Genomic DNA, 20369 nt, shown 5'->3' with positions numbered 1-20369 from the left:
CCCCGTGACCGACGCCGGGGAGCGGCTCGCGCTGAACGGCATGGGCAGCTTCGAGTGGGACCTGGGCACCGGGACGGTGGCGCTGGACGCGGCCGCCATGGCGGTGTTCGACCTGGAGCCGGAGGAGTACGACGGCACCGCGGAGGGCGCCGCGCTGCGCGTGCGGCCCGAGGACGCGGCCCGGCTGCGCGCGACCATCGCCGGCGTCCTGGCGGAGGGCGGGGAGACGTTCGGCGCGTACTTCACGGTGCACCGGCGCGACGGCCGCGACCAGTGGACGCACACCACGGGCCGGGTGGTGCGGGACGCCGGGGGCCAGGCGCTGCACATCGCCGGGATCGTCCGGGACGCGGCGGCGGAGCTGGCCCACGCGACGCTGCTGCGCAAGCTGGAGGCGGCGCGCGCCCAGCAGACGACGATCGTGCAGCGGACCACCGAGGCCCTGTCGCGGGCGGTGACGGTCGACGACGTCACGGCCGCGCTGACCGGAGCGGGCGCGCTGGAGCGGCTCGGGGCGGACGGGCTGGCCCTGGGGCTGGTCGAGGGCGGCACCATGAAGATCATCGCGCTGAGCGGGGAGTCGCTGGAGATCCTCAGCGAGCGCCGGTTCACCCGGATGGACGGGTCGCTGCCGCTCTCGCACGCGGTGCTGACCAGGCAGGCACGTTTCGTCACCTCACTGAGCGAACTCGGCGGCGAGTTCCCGCTCCTCGCGGACTACCTGAACCGCATCCGGTTCGACGCCGCCGCCTACCTGCCGCTGATCGCCCAGGCCAAGGCCATCGGCGGACTGGTGCTCTTCTACCGGCAGCGCGAGGAGTTCAGCCCGGAGGAGCGCAACCTGTGCCTGGGACTGGCGGGCATCGTGGCCCAGTCGCTGCAGCGGGCGCTCCTGTTCGACCAGGAGCGGGAGTTCGCGACGGGCCTGCAGGCGGCCATGCTGCCGCGCCGGATCCCGGAGATCTCCGGCGGGGAGATCGCGGTCCGCTACCACGCCGCGTGGAGCGGGCGGGAGGTCGGCGGGGACTGGTACGACGTGATTGCGCTGCCCCGCAACCGGGTCGGCATCGTGGTGGGCGACGTACAGGGCCACGACACGCACGCGGCGGCCATCATGGGCCAGCTGCGGATCGCGCTGCGGGCGTACGCGGGCGAGGGCCACCCGCCGTCCACCGTGCTGGCACGCGCCTCGCGCTTCCTCGCCGAGCTGGACACCGAGCGCTTCGCCACCTGCATGTACGCACAGGTGGACCTGGAGACGGGCGGCGTACGGGCGGTCCGCGCGGGCCACCTCGGCCCGCTGATCCGGCACACGGACGGGCGAACGGGCTGGCCCAACGTGCGCGGCGGTCTGCCGCTGGGCCTGGCCTCGGCCTTCGAGCAGGAGGAGTTCCCCGAGACCCAGCTCGACCTGGTCCCCGGCGAGACGCTCGTGCTGTGCACCGACGGCCTCGTGGAGGAGCCCGGCACGACCATCACCGCGGGCATGGACGCCCTCGCCCACGCGGTGCGCAGCGGCCCCGAAGGCGCCGGCGCGCTCGCCGACCACCTCTCCGACCGGCTGTGGGAGCGCTGGGGCTCCGGGGACGACGTGGCCCTGCTGGTGCTGCGCCGGGCCCCCGACCCCGGCACCCACCGGGCGCCGCGCATCCACCAGTACATCCACCAGGCGGACCCGGAAGGCCTCTCGGACGCCCGCTACGCCCTGCGCCAGGCCCTGCGCGACTGGGGTGTGCCGGAACTCGCCGACGACGTGGAGCTCGCGGCGGGGGAGCTGCTGGTCAACGCCCTGCTGCACACCGACGGCGGGGCGGTGCTGACCATGGAGGTGCTGCCGGAGCCGGTGCGGCGGATCCGGCTGTGGGTCAAGGACCGCTCCAGCGTGTGGCCGCGTCGGCGCAGCCCGGGCGAGGCCGCCACCACGGGGCGCGGGCTGCTGCTGGTGGACGCCCTGGCCACGCACTGGGGCGTGGAGTCCCGGGGCGACGGCAAGGCGGTGTGGTGCGAGTTCGACGTCGCCGACAGCCCCCGCAGCGCGGGGTGACCGGCCGGACACGCCGAGTTGTGGGCGGCGGATGCCGGGGCGATGATGCCGACCATGGAACGGAACGCGCTGTGCGCAGGCTGAGCAAGGGTGCCGTGACCGGCATCCTCGCCGTGCTGCTGCTGGCCGCCGGAGTGCCGACGGTCGTGGACTGGACGACGGGACGGCCGCACGCGGACCCCGGGTGCCAGGCGGTGGCCTTCATGTCGATGACGGGCGTCGCGCCCGAGTGCCGGTCCCGGTAGCGGCGGCTACCGGGAAGACGCCACGGCCGCGCACGGGTTCAGTGCCTGCGGACCTCGACGTCCTGCCTGTCCTGGGCGACCGTGGTGACCGACCTCGGCATCAGGCCCGAGAGGTGGATCTCCTGGAGTTCGGCGGTGACCACCGCGTCGCCCGGGCGCACGTTCACCCAGTGGCCCGGGGCCGTGGCCACCCACCGGCGCTCCGTGCCGTCGCAGACGGGCTGCTCCGCGCCGATGCTCAGCCGGCCGCCCTCGTGCTCGACGGTCGCCTTGATCTGCATCGCCCCCGTGGGTGAAGCCTGCTCGCAGTGGTAGGACCCGGAAAGGGTGACGGTGCCGTCGCCCGCGACGTACGCGTCGTGATGTACGGAAATACCTTGATTGAAAACGGTGGCGCCGGCCGGGGCGCAGAACAACGTGGTGGCGGCCAGTGCCGAGAAGGCCGCAAGGGCCATTCGGCGGGGGGAGACGCGCATTCTTCCTCCAGGGGGTGCGGGCGGCGGTATTCCACCGGAACGCATTGTGCTGGCAGGTGGGCGTACGCACTCGCTCCCCGCACTCGTGTCGGTGTGTGCAATTGCCTGCCCGGGCGCGTGAAACTGGCCGCAATACGTCCCCGAAGGGATCTTGCATGCGCCAGCCCGCCCTCCCCGCCCTCGCCCTCCTCCCGCTGCTGCTGTTCGGAGCCTCCGCCTGCCAGAGCGTCCCCGAGGGAGCCGCCCTCGCCCCGGCCGCGGCGCCGGCCGTCCCGGTGGACGACGGTGCTCCGGGCGGCGAGGCGGGTCCCGTACGGCCGGGCACGAAGGATGCCCATGTGGGTGACGCCGTACGGGTGCACGGCACGCAGGTCGGCCGTCACCTGGAAGTCGTGCTCGGCGCCTACGTGGACCCGGCGATCAGTGCCGACAAGAACTTCGCCCCGCCCGCCGGCAAGCGCTGGGTGGCCGCCTCGATGTCCTTCGTCAACGTGGGCGGTGCCTCGTACGGGGCTCTCGGACGCATGTGGGCGCACGACGGCGCGGGACAGCGCCACCCGGTGGTGCCCACCGGTGAGCTGACGACCGGCAAACCGATCGTCTTCGATTCCCTGGAGGTCGGTGAGCGGGCAGAGGGGTGGGTGGTGTTCGAAATCCCGGAAAACGCGCGCATTGTGCGGCTCGAATACCAGGACGCGAACATCAGGGCGAATACCGGAGAGGGTTTCTGGGCCGTCTAGCCCGCCCGGGTGAAAGGCCGTGAAAGGCCCGGGCGCGGGACCACTAGGGTGCGGCGCATGACTTCTACTCAAGCCGAAATCGACCGGTCCCAGCTCGGCACCCTTTCGGTGCTCGCCTGGATCGGCGACCCCTCCGAGGCGCACGACATCCCGTACCTCCTCGCCTACACCCTGGGCGACGGCCCGGGCGGCCGGGAGGCGGGCGAGGCGGCGGCCCGCGGGCTGCTGGAGGAGATCGGCCTGCCCATCGGCGACGTCGTCATGGACGGCACCCGCAACCCGGCAGGCTTCCCGGTGCAGATCCTGCTGGAGGGCAACCAGATCGCGCTCACCCTGCCCGGGATGAACGCGCAGTGCACCGCCCCCGACGAGTGGGTCGCCGCGGCGGACGAGAGCGGGCAGGCGTACTTCCTCTTCGCCACGCGCGCCTGGCCTGAGGCGGTCCCCGGGCGGCCGGTCGACGCGAAGACCCTCCAGGCCTTCGCGGGCGACGAGGAGGTCCTCACGGGCAGCGCCCACTGCGTGCTCTCCGTGCGGCGCCTGCAGAAGTAGCCGCTCGCCGGGCGGCCGCCACCGCCCCACCCGCTCCGGCCGCCGGGCTCCCAGCCTGCCCGGTGGCCGGCCCCTCCTCCCGTGGGGTCCCGCGCAGGGCCCGCCTCAGGGCCGCTCGAAGGCGAACCTGAGCGAGCGGACCCGGTTGTCGAAGTTCGAGCCCGCCAGGTCCGGCAGGCCCACCGCGCGCAGCCCGACCGGCCGGGTCAGCAGCTCGCGGAAGAGCGCCTTCATCTCGACCCGGGCCAGGTGCGCGCCCAGGCAGAAGTGCGGTCCGCCCCCGCCGAAGCCCAGGTGCGGATTGGGCGAGCGGGTGATGACGAAGGCGTCGGGGTCGGGGAAGACCGCCTCGTCGCGGTTGGCGGAGGCGTAGTACAGGACCACCTTCTCGCCGGGCCGGAAGACGCGGCCGCCCATGGTGTGCTCGGCGACCACCGTCCGGCGGAACTGGATGATCGGCGTCGAGTGCCGGATCATCTCGTCCACCGCGCCGTCCGCGTACGTCTCGAAGTCCGACAGCAGCAGGTCCCGCTGGTCGGGGTGGTCGGTCAGCAGGGTCAGCCCGTGGGTGATGGCGTTGCGGGTGGTCTCCACCCCGGCGACCATCAAGAGGGAGAAGAAGGCGCCGAGTTGGCGGGCTCCGAGGGCCTGGCCGTCGACGTTCGCGCAGACCAGCGCCGAGATCAGGTCGTCGGTGGGGTTCCTGCGCCGCTCCCGGCCGATGCCCGCCACCATCCGCTGCATCCGGGCGAGCGCGCGCAGCCCGCGACCGGGCATCCGCAGCCGGGAGGCCAGACCGCGCTCCACGCCGATGTTCTCGGAGGCGTGGTTGACCCGGTCGGCGATCTCGGCGCGGAAGTGCTCCGGGATGCCCATCATGTTGCAGATGACCTCCAGCGGCAGCCGGGAGGCCACGGCCGAGACGAACTCGTCCGGCCGGTCGGCCAGTACGTCGTCGACGATGCGGGCCGCCACGGCGTGGATGTCGGCCTCGGCGGCGGCCAGCAGGCGCGGGGTGAAGGCCCGCTGGACGATCTTGCGGAGCTGGGCGTGGTCCGGGCCGTCGAGGTTGACCATCGAGTCGCCGAACAGGGCCCGGACCCAGCGGGCCGGTTCCGGGGTGGTCACACCGGGGGCACTGGCGAAGACCTTGGGCAGTCGGCTGGCCTCCTGCACGTGGGCGTGCCGGACGAGGGCCCAGTGGCCGGACCCCTCGGGCACGAACACGGGGCCTTCGGCGGCGCGCAGGCGGGCGAAGGCGGCCAGCCGGTGGGCGGGCGGCTGCTGCCAGAAGCCCGGCTCGGCCAGCTCCCTGCCGGGGTCGGTGCCGTGGCGTTGCGGCGGGAGTGTCATGGCCGTGGCCTCCAGTCGGTGCGGATCGTCCTGCTCGTTCTGCGCTGGAGAACGGCGGCGGGGGCGCGGGAGTGACGGTTCGGCCGCCCCTGCCGCCGCGGCCGCTACAGGGCCTCGCCGCCCCGCCGCCCGGCCAGGACCACGCCGACGGTGACCGTGACCACCGCGACGAGTCCCGCGTAGAGCACGGCGTAGGCACCCGTCCAGGTGCAGGCGAGGGTGACCAGGGCGGCGACCGGCAGCACCAGTTGCTGGGCGAGGCCGCGCTTGAAGTGGCGCGAGTGCAGCAGCCACACCATGAAGAGGAAGGCCGCGGCCGGGACCATGACGGAGGCGTTCGCGGAGACCTGGGAGATGTGCGCCTTGCCGACCGCGTGCTCGACCGCGACCTCGATGCCCGCGCCGATCGCCGCGCCCGAGGCGAAGATCAGCAGGTGGCCGTAACCCCACGGGATGGCCTCCCGGTTGGAGGTCAGGTGCTGGTGCATCGGTACGGCGAAGTAGATCCACCACGCGGCGAAGACGATCAGCAGCCCGCCCCCGGCGAGGGGCAGCAGCAGGTCGAGGGCCTCGTGCTCGTCGAGCGCGGACTTCACGGCCACCGTGCTCGCCGCGATCGTCTCGCCGAGCACGATGATGGTGAACAGCCCGTACCGCTCGACGATGTGGTGGGCGTGCCACGGCGTCTGGTGGCCGCGCTCGGCGATCACCGGGACCAGCAGCTCGGCCGCGACCAGCACCAGGAACAGCCAGCGCTTGGCGTCGTCCGGCGCGAAGAGCAGAGCCACCCAGCCGGCCTGGCAGATCACCAGCCCGGCCGCGTACTTCAGGGCCGCGGTGCGGGCGGAGCCGCTCTCACCGGCGGCGGCCCGCAGCCACTGCGCCGTGAGCGCGACGCGCATGATGATGTAGCCGACGACGGCGATCGTCCAGTCGTTCTCGTCGAAGGCCTCGCTCACCCCCGCCGCGTAGACGAGGACGCCGGCGATCTGGACGAGCGTCGCGATCCGGTACGGCACGTCGTCGCAGTCGTAGGCGGAGGCGAACCAGGTGAAGTTCATCCAGGCCCACCACACGCCGAAGAAGACGAAGAAGTAGCCGATCACCCCGGTGCCGGGATGGCCCTCCGCGAGCGCGTGCACGAGCCGGGCGCCGGCCTGTGCGACCGCGACGACGAAACAGAGGTCGAAGAACAGCTCCAGCGGGGTCGACGCGCGGTGGTCCTCGTCCCGGCTGCGGGCGGTCATGGGGGTGTAGGCCATACCGGCCAGGAGACCAGGGCGGTGAGGCGCCGCAGCTCAGGCGCGCTGCCCCGGGCGGCGGCTGTGCCCCGGGCGGACGCTGTGCCCGGGATGGCGCCGTGCCTGCGGGCGGGCGAGGTGGCCCACACGGCCCGGAGACGGCCGGACCAACGCACTGGGGGCGGCGGGACCTTGTTCCGTCGCCCGCGGTGCCTTCTGCTCTGCCGCGGGACGGTGCCCTTCCCGGAAGGTGGATACGTCAGGACTCCCCTCGCAGTTCAGGACCCCGCCATGAGTACCGCCACCCAGGAAGCAGTGCAGCGGCCGCCGCTCGCCGATCAGGCGCAGTACCGCCCCGGCCGCACCATTACCCAGTGGTCGCCCGAGGACCCGGTCTTCTGGCGCTCCATGGGGAAGCGGGTCGCCACCCGCAACCTGTGGATCGCGGTGCCGGCGCTGCTGGTGGCCTTCGTCGTCTGGCAGGTCTGGAGCATCACCGCCACCAACCTGGGGGACGTCGGTTTCGGCTTCTCGCAGTCCCAGCTCTTCTGGCTGACGGCGGTTCCCGGCCTCACCGGCGGAACCGCGCGCATCTTCTACACCTTCCTCGGCCCGCGGATCGGCCAGCGCCGCTTCACCGCACTCTCGACGATCGTCCTGGTCGTCCCGCTGCTGTGGCTGGGCTTCGCGGTCCAGGACACCTCCACCCCGTACGCCACGATGGTCATGATCGCGGCACTGTGCGGCATCGGCGGCGCGAACTTCTCCTCCTCGCTCGCCAACATCGGCTTCTTCTACCCGAAGCAGGAAAAGGGCAACGCGACCGGGATCAACGGCGGCCTGGGCAACCTCGGCGTCTCCGTGGTCCAGCTGCTGACCCCCATCCTGATCACCTCCTCCGTCCTGGCCATCGGCGCCGGCCAGAAGAAGGCGAACGGCTCGGAGATCTACCTCCAGAACGCCGCCTTCGTGTGGGTGCCGGTCCTGGTCGTGCTGGCGGCGGTGGCCTGGTTCGGGCAGAACGACCTGAAGGTCGCCTCCACCCCCTTCAGCCAGCAGAAGATCATCTTCAGGCGCAAGCACAACTGGCTGATGACCTACCTGTACGTCGGCACCTTCGGCTCCTTCATCGGCTTCGCGGCGGCCCTCCCGCTGCTGATCAAGACCACCTTCCCGGCGTACTCCGTGGCGACCTACGCGTGGATGGGCCCGGCGCTGGGCGCGCTGGCCCGCTGGGCGGGCGGCTGGATCGCCGACAAGCTGGGCGGCGCCCGCGTGACCATCCTGTCGTTCGTGGGCATGGCCGCCTCGATCATCGGAGTGATCACCTTCCTGCCGGCCGGCTCCGGCCAGGGCTCCTTCACCGGCTTCTTCCTCTGCTTCCTGGCGGCCTTCTTCTTCTCGGGCGTCGGCAACGGCTCGACCTTCCGGCAGATCCCCGTCATCTTCCGGGGGCAGCACCTGAAGGGCCTGACGGAGGGCACCCCGAGGTACGCGGCGGCCCTGCGGCAGGCGGAGATCGAGTCGGGTGCCGTCACCGGTTTCACGGCCGGCATCGCTGCCTACGGCTTCTTCTTCATCCCGGCGATGTTCGCCAACTTCTCGGTGACGAGCGCGATGTGGGGCTTCGTGGGCTTCTACGCGTCCTGCGTCGTGGTGGCCTGGTGGTTCTACGCCCGCCCCGGCGCCGAGGCCCCGAGCTAGGCCGCCTCTCCCGGATCCTGCCGGGCCCGCGCAACGCGGAAGGGCGGCGTACTCCGACGGTGTCGGAGTACGCCGCCCCCGGGTGCGGCGGTCACGGGCTACTTCGGGTCCTGGCCGAACTTCGAGGCCGACCAGCGGTAGCCGAGGACCGCGAGGCCCAGGCACCAGGCGAGAGCGATCCAGCCGTTGTTGCCGATCCCGGTGCCGAGGAGGAGGCCGCGGAGGGTCTCGATGGCGGGGGTGAAGGGCTGGTACTGGGCGATCGGCTGGAACCAGCCCGGCATCGCCTCGATCGGGGTGAACGCGCTGGAGATCAGCGGGAGGAGGATCAGCGGCATCGCGCTGTTGCTGGCGGCCTCGGCGTTCGGGCTGGCCATGCCCATGCCGACCGCGATCCAGGTCAGGGCGAGGGCGAACAGGGCGAGGAGGCCGAAGGCCGCGAGCCATTCCAGGGCGGTGGCGTCCTTCGAGCGGAAGCCGATGGCGACGGCGACCGCGCCGACGAGGACCACGCTGGCGACCGACTGCAGCACGCTGCCGACGACGTGCCCGACGAGGACGGAGCCCCGGTGGATCGCCATCGTGCGGAAGCGGGCGACGATCCCCTCGGACATGTCGGTGGCGACGGACACCGCGGCCCCGATCACGGTGGAGCCGATGGTCATCAGCAGGATGCCCGGGACGACGTAGGCGATGTACTCGGAGCGGTCGGCGCCGCCGCCTCCCATGCCCGCGCTCATCACGTCACCGAAGATGTAGACGAAGAGCAGGAGCAGCATGACCGGGGTGAGCAGCAGGTTCAGCGTCAGGGACGGGTAGCGCCTGGCGTGCAGGAGGTTGCGGCGCAGCATCGTCGAGCAGTCGCGGACGGCGAGCGGGAGGGAGCTCATCGGACGTTCTCCTTGGGCTGGTCGGGGATGGCGGTGCCGCCGGTGAGGGCGAAGAAGACGTCGTCGAGGTCGGGGGTGTGCACGGTCAGCTCGTCGGCCTCGACGCCGGCGGAGTCCAGCCGGTCGAGCACGGAGCGCAGGTCGCGCTGGCTGCCGTCGCTGGGGATCTGCAGGGACAGGGCCTCGTCGTCGCGGGTGGTCCCGGTCAGGGCTCCGGCGGCGGACCGGTAGGCGGCCGGGTCGGTGAAGCGGAGCCTGACGTGCCCGCCCGGGACGAGCCGCTTCAGTTCGCCGGCGCTGCCCTCCGCGGCGATCCTGCCGTCGTGGAGCACGGCGATGCGGTCGGCGAGCTGGTCGGCCTCCTCCAGGTACTGGGTGGTGAGGAAGACGGTGACGCCGCCGGTGACGAGCTCGCGGATGATCTGCCACATGGTGTGGCGGCTGCGGGGGTCGAGGCCGGTGGTCGGTTCGTCGAGGAAGATCACGCGCGGCCCGCCGACCAGGGTCATGGCGATGTCGAGGCGGCGCTTCATGCCGCCGGAGTAGGCGGCGGCGGGCTTCTTCGCGGCCTCCACCAGGTCGAAGCGCTCCAGGAGTTCGCCGGTGACGCGGCGCCCTTCCCGCCTGGACAGGTGGTGCAGGTCCGCCATGAGGAGCATGTTCTCCTCGCCGGTGATCAGTCCGTCGACCGCGGAGAACTGGCCGGTGACGCCGATCGCGGCGCGCACGGCCTGCGGGTCGGCGGCCAGGTCGTGGCCGGCCACGCGCAGTTCGCCGGCGTCGGCGGTGACGAGGGTGGAGAGGATCTTGACGGCGGTGGTCTTGCCGGCGCCGTTCGGGCCGAGCAGGGAGAAGACCGTGCCGGCCGGTACGGCCAGGTCGATGCCGTCGAGGACCGTCTTGTCGCCGTAGGACTTGCGCAGCCCGCGGGCTGCGATGGCCGGGTCGGTCATGGGGGGAGCTCCTTCGGGGGCTGCGGGTCGGGGGCTGCGGGTCAGAGGCTGCGGGCGGTGATGTCGCCGTAGGCGGTGGTGGCGTGGATGGCGAGGGCCGTGCCGCCGCCGGTGTTCTTGAGGGCGTTGCGGACGCGGCCGTAGGAGGTGCCGGCGTCGAGGGTGGCGTCGGCTCCGCGGGCGGCGCCGATGGAGATGTCGCCGGCCTGCGTCCGCAGGACGACCGTGCCGTGGGCGGCCTCGGTGACGTGCAGGTCGCCCTTCTGGGTGCTGATCTCCGCGGGGCCGCCGAGGCGGCCGACGGTGATGTCGCCGGCCTGGAGGGTGAGGCGGGCGCTCGCGGTCTCGTCGAACTTGACCTCGCCGTGCGCGCTGTCGAGGGTGACGTCGCCGAGCCGTCCGACGCCCCGGATCTCGGCGCTGGCGGTCTTGGCCTCGACGCGGGAGCCGGCGGGGAGCTGGACGGTCACCTCGACGGCCCCGGGGGTGCCGAGGATCCGGTTCTTCGGCTCCGCGGCCTCGATCCGCAGGACGCCGTCGCCGTACTCGACCGTGATCTGCTCCGCGGCCTTCACGTCGCGGCCCTTGGCGGCATCGGCCGGGAGGATCTCGACGGTGGTGTCGGTGCGGTCGGCGGCGATGAAGCGGATGCGTCCGGCGGGGATGTCGAGGACGGCGGCGATGGGGGCGGTGGTGGCGAACTTCTGCATGGTGCTTCTCCTTGTCCGTCAGCGGCGCCTTGCGGGCCGCTGTTTCCGATAGGGGAAAAGCTACGTTGCGTTCGCAGCGTCGGCAACTGTGTCGTTGCGTAAAACTGTTGAAATTGCAGGTCAAGGCAGGGAAATCGTTGCAACGGTTTCGCGGTTAAAGCAATGGTGAAACGTGTTGCGTTGCAATGGACTAGGGGTGAACGCTATGGTGGAGGCCTCACAGGCCACAGAAGGAGACCGCGATGCCGGGAGGCAGGCTCACTCAGCAGGAACGCCAGCAGATCGCCCTGGGGGTGGCCGACGGCCTCGCCTACGCCGAGATCGCCAGGCGCTTGGACCGTCCGACCTCCACGGTCACCCGCGAGGTCATGCGCAACGGCGGCCCCTCCGGCTACCGCGCGGACCAGGCCCACCGCGCCACCGAGCGCCGTGCCCGCCGGCGCCAGGTCGCCGCACCCCGGGACGCGGATCGGGCCGCCCTGCCGCACGGCCGCGACCCCGAGGCCGTGGCCGAGTACGAAGAGCAGTTCACCACCGTGATGATGCAGTCGGGTCTGTCCAACAAGATGACCGCGCGGGTGATGGTCTGCCTCCTCACCGCCGATTCCGGCAGCATGACCGCCGCCGAGCTCGTCCGGCGCCTCCAGGTCAGCCCGGCGTCCATCTCCAAGTCGATCGCCTTCCTGGAGGGGCAGGCCCTCGTCCGCCGGGAGCGCGACGAGGGCCGCCGGGAGCGCTATGTCATCGACGAGAACCTCTGGTACCAGTCGATGGTCGCCAGCGTCCGCTCCCTCAACCAGCAGGTCGACATCGCACGCCAGGGCGCCGGTGTCCTCGGCCCCGGCACCCCGGCCGCCGTCCGCCTGGAGAACGTCGCCCGCTTCCTCGACTTCGTCGCCGAAAGCCTCGCCCGCGCCGCGGAGCAGGCCCGCGACATCCTTTATGTGGCGGCGGAAACGCCCTCGGCCGGCGCTGACGACGAGGCGTGAGGGCGAATGTCGTGAATGGATTCACAAGCGCGCGCAGGGCTTTCGCCCTCAGTGACATCCCAGGTCAGGGCGGGTTCGCCTGACCGTCCGCCGGAATCCGCAGGACTTTCGGTCCGCAAGAGGGGACCAACGCGGCGGCAAATGATCGATCAAAACGCGTGGAATGGAGGCACGCGACGAAGCTGATGGGAAGGTGCGGACGATGACTGCCACCCCTGCGGAGACCACGAGGAACGGCGGGGCCTGGGAGGGCTTCAAGGGCGGGCTGTGGCGCGACACCGTCGACGTACGCGACTTCATCCAGCAGAACTACACCCCCTACGAGGGCGACGACTCCTTCCTCGCCGGCCCCACCGCGCGCACCACCGCCGTGTGGAAGGCGATCACGGACAGGTTCCCGGAGGAGCGGCGCAAGGGCGTGCTCGACGTCGCGCACGACATCCCGTCGACGATCACCGCGCACGCCCCCGGCTGGATCGACCGCGACAAGGACCTGATCGTCGGCCTGCAGACCGACGCCCCGCTCAAGCGGGCGATCATGCCGTACGGCGGCTGGCGGATGGTCGCCGGCGCCCTGGAGACGTACGGCTACCCGGTCTCCGAGGAGCTGGAGAAGGTCTTCACGCAGTACCGCAAGACCCACAACGCCGGTGTCTTCGACGCCTACACCCCCGAGATCCGCGCCGCCCGCAAGGCCGGCGTCGTGACCGGCCTGCCCGATGCCTACGGGCGCGGCCGCATCATCGGCGACTACCGCCGCGTGGCCCTCTACGGCGTCGACCGCCTCATCGCCTTCAAGGAGGAGGAGAAGGAGGAGCTGAACCCCCTCCCCGCGCGCAACCGCTCGCTGGAGGAGACCATCCGGCTGCGCGAGGAGCTCGCCGAGCAGATCCGCGCGCTCGCCGAACTCAAGCAGATGGCAGCCTCCTACGGACACGACATCTCCCGGCCGGCGGCCACGGGCCGAGAGGCCGTCCAGTGGCTCTACTTCGCCTACCTGGCCGCCGTGAAGGAGCAGAACGGCGCCGCCATGTCGCTGGGCCGCACCTCCACCTTCGTCGACGTCTACCTCCAGCGCGACATCGAGGCCGGAGTCCTGACCGAGGAGCAGGCCCAGGAGCTCGTCGACGACTTCATCATCAAACTCCGCATCGTGCGCTTCCTGCGCACTCCGGAGTACGACGAGCTCTTCTCCGGCGACCCGACCTGGGTCACCGAATCGATCGCCGGGATGGGCGAGGACGGCCGGCCGCTGGTCACCCGGACCTCCTTCCGCTACCTCCAGACCCTCTACAACCTCGGCCCGGCCCCCGAGCCGAACATGACGGTCTTCTGGTCGCCCCGGCTGCCGCGGGGATTCAAGGAGTTCTGCGCCCGCGTGTCGATCGACACCTCCTCGGTCCAGTACGAGTCCGACGAGCTGATGCGCCCCCGGTTCGGGGACGACACCGCCATCGCGTGCTGCGTCTCGGCGATGCCCGTCGGCAAGCAGATGCAGTTCTTCGGCGCCCGGGTGAACCTCGCCAAGACCCTCCTCTACGCGATCAACGGCGGCCGCGACGAGAAGTCCGGGGAGCAGGTCGGCCCCGAGACCGGCGCCGTCACCTCCGAGGTGCTCGACTACGACGAGGTGCTCGCCAAGTTCGACGCGCAGATGGAATGGCTCGCCGCGACCTACGTCCACGCCCTGAACGTCATCCACTACATGCACGACCGATACGCCTACGAGCGGATCGAGATGGCGCTCCACGACCGCGACGTGCGCCGGACCATGGCATGCGGCATCGCCGGGCTGTCGGTCGCCGCCGACTCGCTCTCCGCGATCAAGCACGCCAGGGTCACGGTGGTGCGCGACGGGACCGGCCTCGCCGTCGACTACCGGGTGGAGGGCGAGTACCCGGCGTACGGCAACAACGACGACCGCGCCGACGACATCGCGGTGTGGCTCGTCGAGGAGTTCATGAGGAAGGTGCGCGGGCACGAGACCTACCGCGGCGCCGAGCACACCCAGTCCGTGCTGACCATCACCTCGAACGTGGTCTACGGCAAGAAGACCGGCAACACCCCGGACGGACGCCGCGCCGGCGAGCCGTTCTCGCCGGGTGCCAACCCGATGAACGGCCGCGACACGCACGGCTACGTCACCTCGGCCCTGTCGGTCGCGAAGCTGCCGTACGAGGACGCCGAGGACGGCATCTCCCTGACCAGCACCGTCACGCCGGACGGCCTGGGGCGCACGCCGCAGGAGCGGATCGGGAACCTGGCGGGCGTCCTCGACGGCTACATGGTCAGCGATGGCTTCCACATGAACGTGAACGTGCTCAACCGCGACACGCTCCTCGATGCCATGGAGCACCCGGAGAAGTACCCGCAGCTGACCATCCGCGTCAGCGGCTACGCGGTGAACTTCGTCCGGCTGACCCGCGACCAGCAGCTCGACGTGCTGGGCCGCACCTTCCACGGCTCGCTCTAGGCCGTGTCCGCAGGAACAGGAGTGCCCGCCATGACCGTCCTCCTCGGCCCGAACCCCAGCCGCGCCGCCACCCCGGCGGCCGCCGTGACCCGGCGGCCCAGCGAGGGCTCGGTGCACTCCTGGGACCTGTCCACCGGTGTGGACGGGCCGGGCACCCGCTTCACCACCTTCCTCGCCGGCTGCCCGCTGACCTGCCTGTACTGCCACAACCCCGACACCTGGCGGATGCGCGGCGGCCGGCGCACCTCGGCCGACGACGTGATCGCGGAAGCCGCCAAGTACCGCGGGTTCATCGCCGCTTCCGGCGGCGGAGCCACCGTCTCCGGCGGCGAGCCCCTGCTCCAGCCCGTGTTCGCGGGCGAGCTGCTGCACCGGATGAAGCACGAGCTGGGCCTGCACACCGCCCTGGACACCTCCGGCTTCCTCGGCGCGCGGGCCACCGACGCGCTGCTGCGCGACGTCGACCTGGTGCTGCTCGACATCAAGTCCTGGGACCCGGAGACGTACCGGAAGGTCACCGGCCGTCCGCTCGCGCCCACCCTGGACTTCGCGCGGCGCCTGGCGGACCTGGGCACGGAGGTGAACCTGCGGTTCGTGCTGGTGCCGGGCCTGACCGACGCCCCCGAGAACGTCGACGGCGTCGCCGCCTTCGCCGGATCCCTCGGCAACGTCACCCGGGTCGACGTCCTGCCCTTCCACAAGCTGGGCGAGGGCAAGTGGCAGGCGCTGGGCATGGACTTCACCCTCCACGACACCCCCGCGCCCACGGCCGGGCAGACGGCGGCGGCCAGGGCGGTCTTCGAGGCGCGGGGCCTGACGGCGGTATGACGGCAGCAGACCCCGTTCGGCCTAACCCTGAACACCCCATAACGGGCTGAAACTGTATAGATCACCTAGCGTGGGGCTGTGCCCGAGCCATCAGAAGCCCTCGCCGTCCCGCCTCCGCCTCCCGGGACGCCGGGAGCCGCCGAGGCCGCTGAGACCCCGCCGGCACCGAGCCCGCCCGGACCCGGCGCACGGCGGTCGGTGACCGCGCGCGCCACCCTGGCCGGCGCGGTCGTCTCGCTCCTGCTCGTCGCCGCGATCGTGCTCGGCAGCCGGCTCCTGCGCGACTTCGACTCGGCGCTGCTGCCGTATGCCGTCGCCACCGTCTTCCTGGCCTTCGGCGTGGCCTACCGGTACACGGTCTGGGTCTCCGCACCCGGCGCACGGCGCCTGTTCAGGAAGGGGTTCGGCAGCTTCTTCTCCGCCGACAACTTCCGCAAGGCGCCCACGGCGCTGCCGAGGATGATCGCGACCTACCTCGGCTTCCAGAAGTTCCTCGGCGCCCGCTCACGCGCCCGCTGGATCGCCCACCAGCTCATCTTCTGGGGCTGCATCCTGGCCGCACTCATCACCTTCCCGCTGACCTGGGGCTGGTTCACCTTCACCTCCGACAGCGGTTCGGGCCCCGGCTACGAGATGCGGATCTGGGGGTTCAAGGTCCTCGGCTTCAACGCGCTGAACATCGTGGGCTGGCTCATGTTCCACGGCCTGGACATCGCCGCCGTGCTGGTCATCCCCGGCGCCTGCTACTTCCTGTGGCGCCGGATGAAGGACCGCGGCGCCATCACCGGCCAGCGCTTCGCCTACGACCTGCTGCCGCTGATCTGCCTGATCGTGATCTCGGTGACCGGGCTGCTGCTGACGTTCTCGTCGATCTTCCTGCACGGCGGGGGCTACGAGTTCCTGGCCATCCTGCACATGGTCTCGGTGGTCTTCACCCTCATCTACATCCCCTTCGGGAAGTTCTTCCACATCGTCCAGCGCCCGGCCGCCGTCGGCATGCAGCTGTTCAAGTACACGGCCCGCCAGGACGAGCAGGTCTTCGCGTGCAAGCGCTGCGGGGAGCCCATCGACACCACCCCGTACGTGGAGAACCTGCGCGGCACGATGCAGGACCTGAAGCTCGACTACAACGCCTTCGTCGAATACTGCCCGCGCTGCAAGCGGGTGCTGCGCGGCAATGCCTACCTGAGCCAAGTGAAGAAGGGCTTCAAGTGACCGCGACCGACCCTGCGGAGTCCGCGTCCCGGCCCGCGCCGATCCCGCTCGACCCCTCCATCGCCCCGCCCGGCACCCGCAACTTCCGCGACGCGGGCGGCATCCCCGCCGACCGCTGGCACGCCGACCAGAACGGCGAGACCCTCGTCCCCACCCACTGCTGCTTCTGCGGCGTGCAGTGCGGGATGTACCTGCGCGTGGACTCCGGCGGCAAGGTCTTCGGCGTGGAGCCCCGCAACCACGACATCAACCGGATGCGGCTGTGCCCCAAGGGCATCAACGCCTACCAGCAGGTCAACCACCCCGACCGGCTGACCGCGCCGCTGATGCGCCGCTCCCGCGAGGACACCTTCGCGGAGGTGTCCTGGGAGGAGGCGCTCGACTTCACGGTCTCCGAGGTCCGGCGCATCCAGAGTGCCCACGGCAAGGACGCCTTCGGCCTGCTCGGCGGCGCCAGCCTCTACTCCGAGAAGACCTACCTGGTCGGCAAGTTCGCCCGGGTCGCCCTGGGGACCCGGCACGTCGACTACAACGGCCGGCTGTGCATGGTCAGCGCCGCGGGCGCCAACAAGCTCTCCTTCGGCATCGACCGGGCCGCCAACCCCTTCTCCGACATCCTCCTCACCGACTGCCTGCTGATCGCCGGGTCGAACGTGGGGGAGTGCTTCCCGGTGATGACCCAGTACCTCTGGGGCGCCCGCGACCGGGGCGCCTCGCTGATCGTCGTCGACCCCCGCGAGACGGCCGTCGCCCGCACCGCCGACGTCCACGTCGCCCTCAAGCCGGGCACCGACTCGGCCTTCTTCAACGCCGTGCTCCATGTGATCGTCGCCGAGGGGCTGACCGACGAGGCGTACCTCGCCGCCCACACCACCGGCTGGCAGCAGGTCAAGGAGACCGTCCAGGACTACCCGCCCGAGCGCGCAGCCGGCATCTGCGGCGTCCCCGCCGAGCAGATCGTCCAGGTGGCCAGGATGTTCGGCGGAGCGGAGAAGGCCATGGCCTTCCACGCCCGCGGGGTCGAACACCACTCCCAGGGCGTCGAGAACTGCCTGTCCATCATCAACATGTGCGTGGCCACCGGGAACCTCGGCAGGCCCGGCGCCGGCTACGGCACCATCACCGGCCAGGGCAACGGCCAGGGCGGCCGCGAGCACGGCCAGAAGGCCGACCTCCTCCCCGGCGGCCGCTCCATCACGAACCCGGAGCACCGCCGCCAGATCTGTGAGATCTGGGGCATCGAGGAGTCCGAACTCCCCGCCGCCGGAACCTCCATGATGGAGATGGTCTGGCAGATGCAGCGCCGGGAGATCCGCGGCCTGATCGGCATCTGCAACAACCCCTTCGTCTCCCTCCCCAACTACGGCGTGGTCAAGCAGGGCTACGACACCCTCGAGTTCCACGCGCAGTTCGACTTCTTCCTCTCCGAGACCGCCACCAACGCCCATGTGGTCTTCCCCGTCACCGTCTGGGCCGAGGACGAGGGCGTCATGGCCAACACCGAGGCCCGCGTCGTCAAGCACAACAAGGCCCAGGAGCCCCCCGCCGGCGTGCGCACCGACACCTGGGTCATGTGCGAACTCGCCAAACGCCTCGGAGCCGGCGACAAGTTCGACTTCGCCGGCTCCCGCGAGGTCTTCGACGAACTCCGCGTCGCCTCGGCCGGCACGGTCAACGACTACTACGGCATCACCTACGAACGCCTGGAGGAGACCGGCGGCATCATGTGGCCCTGCCCGAGCACCGACCACCCGGGCACCCCCCGGCTGTTCGAGGGCGGCAGGACCTACCACCCCGACGGCAAGGTCCACCTGCAGGTCGTCGAGTGGCACGCGCCGATGGACCCCTACACCGAGGAGTACCCCCTCTCCCTCACCACCGGCCGGACCGTCGCGCACTTCCTCTCCGGCAACCAGACCCGCCGCCTGGGCGGCCTCGTCGAACAGACCCCGCGCCCCTGGGTGGAGGTCCACCCCTCGCACGGCTACCGCACCGGCGACCCGGTGCGGGTGGTCACCCGCCGCGGCAGCGAGGTCTTCCCCGCACTGGTCACCGAGGCCATCCGCCCGGACACCGTGTTCATTCCGTACCACTGGCCCGTGCCGACGGCCGCGAACGCCCTGACCATCGACGCCCTCGACCCCCGGTCGAAGATCCCCGAGTACAAGGTCTGCGCCGCCCGCATCGAGCCCGCCGAGAAGATCGACGAGGTCCCCGCACCGCCCACGGCACCCGGCCACGAGGCCTACCCGCAGGCCCAGGTCTCCCGCACCGACCCCCTGCCCCCCACGTCCTCGCAGGGCCGTGGCACGGCGGAGAGGAGCTGACCCGCCATGATGGGCCGCACGATCTTCATCGACCCGGGTCGCTGCATCGGCTGCCAGGCCTGCGTCTCCGCCTGCAGCGAATGCGACTCCCACCGCGGCAAGTCGATGATCCACCTGGACTACACCGATGCCGGCGTGTCCGTCGCCTCCCTCCCGACCGTCTGCATGCACTGCGAGGACCCGGTCGCACCCTGTGCCGAGGTCTGCCCCGCCGACGCGATCCTGGTGACCGCCGACGGAGTGGTCCAACAGGCCGACACCACCCGCTGCATCGGCTGCGCCAACTGCGTCAACGCCTGCCCCTTCGGCGTCCCGAAGATCGACCTCCAGGCGAAGCTCCAGATGAAGTGCAACCTCTGCTACGACCGCACCGCCTACGGCCTGGCCCCGATGTGCGCCACCGTCTGCCCCACCGGCGCCCTCTTCTACGGAACCCTCGAGGAGCTCCAGGCCGAGCGCCCCGGCGTCCAGGTCGCCGACTCCTTCGCCTTCGGCGACGTGGTGGTCAGCACCGGGGTGGCCATGGTCGTCCCCGCCGACAAGGTCCAGTGGCCCGTCCCCGGCGGGCTGCCCGTCGTCGAGGTGAATGGAGTCGACGTCCGATGAGCGTCACCGAACAGCCTCCTCCCGCACCGGGACCGGAATCCGACGGCGACGAGGCCGCCGAACGGCTGCGGGACCGGATCAGTGCCGACTCCCTCACCACCCGCCGCGACTACCTGCGGATCGTCGCCACCGTCTCCGGCGGACTGGCCATCGGCGGTGTCGGCGTCGCCGCCGGCATCCTGCACCGGCACGGCGACAGCGAGTCGATGCCCGCGCCGAAGAGGGTCGCCGACCAGCTGTTGCCGGGCGAGTCCGTGGCCTTCCGCTACCCCGAGGACGAGGACCGGGCCCTCGCCGTCCGTCTCTCCGACGGCACGCTCGTGGGCTACTCCGCCGTCTGCACCCACCTGGCCTGCGCCGTGCTGTGGCGCGAGGACCGGGGCGCCGACGGAGAGCTGTACTGCCCCTGCCACGAGGGCGTCTTCGATGCCCGTACCGGTGAGGTGACAGCGGGTCCCCCGCCCCGCCCGCTCCCCAGGATCTTCCTCACCGAGCAGGCCGACGGCAGCGTGTGGGCCATCGCCACCGCCCGGTCCGGGGAGACGGCCCGGGAGGCCCTCTGCCGGCAGCTCGGCGACTCCCGCCCCGAGATGGCCCGGCAACTGGGCTGTCCCGGCGTCGACCGGGCCGCGGCGACCGAGAGGAAACGGACATGAGCGGCGACCGGATCCCCCCGCGCCCGGACTACCGGCCCGGCAGCGCCCAGCCGCGGCTCAACCGGCCCGTGCGGGAACGCTATCCGCAGATCCGCCCCACCAGCGGCTACGGAGATCCGCGGATCCGGCACACGGGCCCCGGCCCCGGCGCCGGCACCGAGCAGGAGCCGGAGCGGTCCTCGAAGCTGAACGCCCGTCTGTTCCTGGCCCTCACCGTCGTGGTCGGACAGCTGTGGGCGCTGACCGTCACCGTCAACGAGTGGATGGAGGGCAACACCGGCACGGCCTGGTGGGGTGCGGGATTCCTGGTCCTGTCCTTCCTCGTCGTGATCGGACTGTGGCTCCTCGACCCCAAGGACCGATGACC

At 71.4% G+C, this 20369-nt stretch carries 19 protein-coding genes; 13 read left to right on the top strand and 6 right to left on the bottom strand.

The features are described from left to right. Nucleotides 1-4: 4 nt before the first annotated feature. Nucleotides 5-2044 (top strand): SpoIIE family protein phosphatase, encoded by a 2040-nt coding sequence (locus tag E6U81_RS05715; protein WP_240803698.1) that lies wholly within the window; start codon nucleotides 5-7, stop codon nucleotides 2042-2044. A 71-nt stretch (nucleotides 2045-2115) separates the two neighbouring features. After that, nucleotides 2116-2289: a hypothetical protein gene (locus E6U81_RS39665; RefSeq protein ID WP_168714568.1), complete on the top strand. Its 174-nt coding sequence runs from the start codon at nucleotides 2116-2118 to the stop codon at nucleotides 2287-2289. Between the two features lie 38 nt (nucleotides 2290-2327). On the opposite strand, the gene E6U81_RS05710 is transcribed toward E6U81_RS39665, so the two are convergent. Beyond that, a complete protein-coding gene (locus E6U81_RS05710) occupies nucleotides 2328-2765 on the bottom strand; it encodes a DUF6299 family protein (RefSeq protein WP_136228996.1) in 438 nt (145 codons plus the stop codon). 155 nt (nucleotides 2766-2920) lie between these two features. Between E6U81_RS05710 and E6U81_RS05705 the strand changes: the two genes are divergently transcribed. Both E6U81_RS05705 and E6U81_RS05700 read left to right on the top strand, forming a co-directional pair. After that, nucleotides 2921-3505, top strand: coding sequence for a DUF4352 domain-containing protein (locus E6U81_RS05705; RefSeq protein ID WP_136228995.1), 585 nt, complete (start codon nucleotides 2921-2923; stop codon nucleotides 3503-3505). Between the two features lie 57 nt (nucleotides 3506-3562). After that, complete coding sequence (locus E6U81_RS05700) at nucleotides 3563-4057, top strand: DUF5949 family protein (RefSeq protein ID WP_030852554.1); 495 nt, start codon at nucleotides 3563-3565, stop codon at nucleotides 4055-4057. Nucleotides 4058-4162: 105 nt separating this feature from the next. Here E6U81_RS05700 and E6U81_RS05695 read toward each other — a convergent pair whose 3' ends face one another. Both E6U81_RS05695 and E6U81_RS05690 read right to left on the bottom strand, forming a co-directional pair. Further along, entirely contained in the window at nucleotides 4163-5410 is a 1248-nt protein-coding gene (locus E6U81_RS05695) for a cytochrome P450 (RefSeq protein WP_136228994.1), read from the bottom strand. Nucleotides 5411-5514: 104 nt separating this feature from the next. Beyond that, complete coding sequence (locus E6U81_RS05690; protein WP_136228993.1) at nucleotides 5515-6672, bottom strand: low temperature requirement protein A; 1158 nt, start codon at nucleotides 6670-6672, stop codon at nucleotides 5515-5517. Between the two features lie 270 nt (nucleotides 6673-6942). Here E6U81_RS05690 and E6U81_RS05685 point away from each other — a divergent pair, with 270 nt between their 5' ends. Next, nucleotides 6943-8355: a NarK family nitrate/nitrite MFS transporter gene (locus E6U81_RS05685; protein WP_136228992.1), complete on the top strand. Its 1413-nt coding sequence runs from the start codon at nucleotides 6943-6945 to the stop codon at nucleotides 8353-8355. A 98-nt stretch (nucleotides 8356-8453) separates the two neighbouring features. On the opposite strand, the gene E6U81_RS05680 is transcribed toward E6U81_RS05685, so the two are convergent. The 3 genes from E6U81_RS05680 to E6U81_RS05670 are packed head-to-tail and all read right to left on the bottom strand — an operon-like array spanning nucleotide 8454 to nucleotide 10908. Then, nucleotides 8454-9245 (bottom strand): ABC transporter permease, encoded by a 792-nt coding sequence (locus tag E6U81_RS05680; protein WP_136228991.1) that lies wholly within the window; start codon nucleotides 9243-9245, stop codon nucleotides 8454-8456. Next, a complete protein-coding gene (locus E6U81_RS05675; protein WP_136228990.1) occupies nucleotides 9242-10198 on the bottom strand; it encodes an ATP-binding cassette domain-containing protein in 957 nt (318 codons plus the stop codon). The genes E6U81_RS05680 and E6U81_RS05675 overlap by 4 nt, the downstream gene beginning before the upstream one ends. A 41-nt stretch (nucleotides 10199-10239) precedes the next feature. Then, entirely contained in the window at nucleotides 10240-10908 is a 669-nt protein-coding gene (locus E6U81_RS05670) for a DUF4097 family beta strand repeat-containing protein (RefSeq protein ID WP_136228989.1), read from the bottom strand. Between the two features lie 242 nt (nucleotides 10909-11150). Between E6U81_RS05670 and E6U81_RS05665 the strand changes: the two genes are divergently transcribed. From E6U81_RS05665 to E6U81_RS05630, 8 genes are all read left to right on the top strand, one after another. Next, nucleotides 11151-11897 carry a helix-turn-helix domain-containing protein gene (locus E6U81_RS05665; RefSeq protein WP_136228988.1) on the top strand — a complete coding sequence of 249 codons (747 nt, stop codon included), beginning with the start codon at nucleotides 11151-11153 and terminating at the stop codon, nucleotides 11895-11897. 202 nt (nucleotides 11898-12099) lie between these two features. Beyond that, on the top strand, nucleotides 12100-14370 hold the full coding sequence (gene pflB, locus E6U81_RS05660) for a formate C-acetyltransferase (RefSeq protein ID WP_136228987.1): 2271 nt from the start codon (nucleotides 12100-12102) through the stop codon (nucleotides 14368-14370). 30 nt (nucleotides 14371-14400) lie between these two features. Next, nucleotides 14401-15198, top strand: a complete 798-nt coding sequence (gene pflA / locus E6U81_RS05655) for a pyruvate formate-lyase-activating protein (protein WP_136228986.1) — start codon at nucleotides 14401-14403, stop codon at nucleotides 15196-15198. A gap of 78 nt (nucleotides 15199-15276) precedes the next feature. Then, on the top strand, nucleotides 15277-16413 hold the full coding sequence (locus tag E6U81_RS05650; protein WP_136228985.1) for an MFS transporter: 1137 nt from the start codon (nucleotides 15277-15279) through the stop codon (nucleotides 16411-16413). After that, nucleotides 16410-18740 (top strand): molybdopterin oxidoreductase family protein, encoded by a 2331-nt coding sequence (locus E6U81_RS05645; RefSeq protein WP_206309851.1) that lies wholly within the window; start codon nucleotides 16410-16412, stop codon nucleotides 18738-18740. Before E6U81_RS05650 ends, E6U81_RS05645 begins: the two co-directional genes overlap by 4 nt. Before the next feature lie 6 nt (nucleotides 18741-18746). Further along, nucleotides 18747-19346, top strand: a complete 600-nt coding sequence (locus E6U81_RS05640) for a 4Fe-4S dicluster domain-containing protein (protein WP_136228984.1) — start codon at nucleotides 18747-18749, stop codon at nucleotides 19344-19346. Continuing rightward, nucleotides 19343-20002: a Rieske (2Fe-2S) protein gene (locus E6U81_RS05635; RefSeq protein WP_136228983.1), complete on the top strand. Its 660-nt coding sequence runs from the start codon at nucleotides 19343-19345 to the stop codon at nucleotides 20000-20002. The genes E6U81_RS05640 and E6U81_RS05635 overlap by 4 nt, the downstream gene beginning before the upstream one ends. Beyond that, nucleotides 19999-20367 carry a hypothetical protein gene (locus E6U81_RS05630; RefSeq protein ID WP_240803666.1) on the top strand — a complete coding sequence of 123 codons (369 nt, stop codon included), beginning with the start codon at nucleotides 19999-20001 and terminating at the stop codon, nucleotides 20365-20367. Before E6U81_RS05635 ends, E6U81_RS05630 begins: the two co-directional genes overlap by 4 nt. Nucleotides 20368-20369 lie beyond the last annotated feature (2 nt).

The sequence above is a fragment of the Streptomyces sp. A0592 genome (assembly GCF_004795115.1).
GTDB classification, from domain to species: Bacteria; Actinomycetota; Actinomycetes; order Streptomycetales; family Streptomycetaceae; genus Streptomyces; species Streptomyces erythrochromogenes.
Note: the sequence above shows the minus strand (reverse complement) of the source record. Positions and strands in the feature narration are given on the sequence as shown.

Bases quoted from the DNA above. Each gene is read 5' to 3' on its own strand.
- E6U81_RS05665 (WP_136228988.1), top strand. From the start codon at position 11,151: ATGCCGGGAGGCAGGCTCACTCAGCAGGAACGCCAGCAGATCGCCCTG.
- E6U81_RS05685 (WP_136228992.1), top strand. From the start codon at position 6,943: ATGAGTACCGCCACCCAGGAAGCAGTGCAGCGGCCGCCGCTCGCCGAT.
- E6U81_RS05640 (WP_136228984.1), top strand. From the start codon at position 18,747: ATGATGGGCCGCACGATCTTCATCGACCCGGGTCGCTGCATCGGCTGC.
- E6U81_RS05690 (WP_136228993.1), bottom strand. From the start codon at position 6,672: ATGGCCTACACCCCCATGACCGCCCGCAGCCGGGACGAGGACCACCGC.
- E6U81_RS05670 (WP_136228989.1), bottom strand. From the start codon at position 10,908: ATGCAGAAGTTCGCCACCACCGCCCCCATCGCCGCCGTCCTCGACATC.
- E6U81_RS05695 (WP_136228994.1), bottom strand. From the start codon at position 5,410: ATGACACTCCCGCCGCAACGCCACGGCACCGACCCCGGCAGGGAGCTG.
- pflA (WP_136228986.1), top strand. From the start codon at position 14,401: ATGACCGTCCTCCTCGGCCCGAACCCCAGCCGCGCCGCCACCCCGGCG.
- E6U81_RS05635 (WP_136228983.1), top strand. From the start codon at position 19,343: ATGAGCGTCACCGAACAGCCTCCTCCCGCACCGGGACCGGAATCCGAC.
- E6U81_RS05710 (WP_136228996.1), bottom strand. From the start codon at position 2,765: ATGCGCGTCTCCCCCCGCCGAATGGCCCTTGCGGCCTTCTCGGCACTG.
- E6U81_RS05675 (WP_136228990.1), bottom strand. From the start codon at position 10,198: ATGACCGACCCGGCCATCGCAGCCCGCGGGCTGCGCAAGTCCTACGGC.
- E6U81_RS05630 (WP_240803666.1), top strand. From the start codon at position 19,999: ATGAGCGGCGACCGGATCCCCCCGCGCCCGGACTACCGGCCCGGCAGC.
- E6U81_RS05680 (WP_136228991.1), bottom strand. From the start codon at position 9,245: ATGAGCTCCCTCCCGCTCGCCGTCCGCGACTGCTCGACGATGCTGCGC.
- pflB (WP_136228987.1), top strand. From the start codon at position 12,100: ATGACTGCCACCCCTGCGGAGACCACGAGGAACGGCGGGGCCTGGGAG.
- E6U81_RS05705 (WP_136228995.1), top strand. From the start codon at position 2,921: ATGCGCCAGCCCGCCCTCCCCGCCCTCGCCCTCCTCCCGCTGCTGCTG.
- E6U81_RS05700 (WP_030852554.1), top strand. From the start codon at position 3,563: ATGACTTCTACTCAAGCCGAAATCGACCGGTCCCAGCTCGGCACCCTT.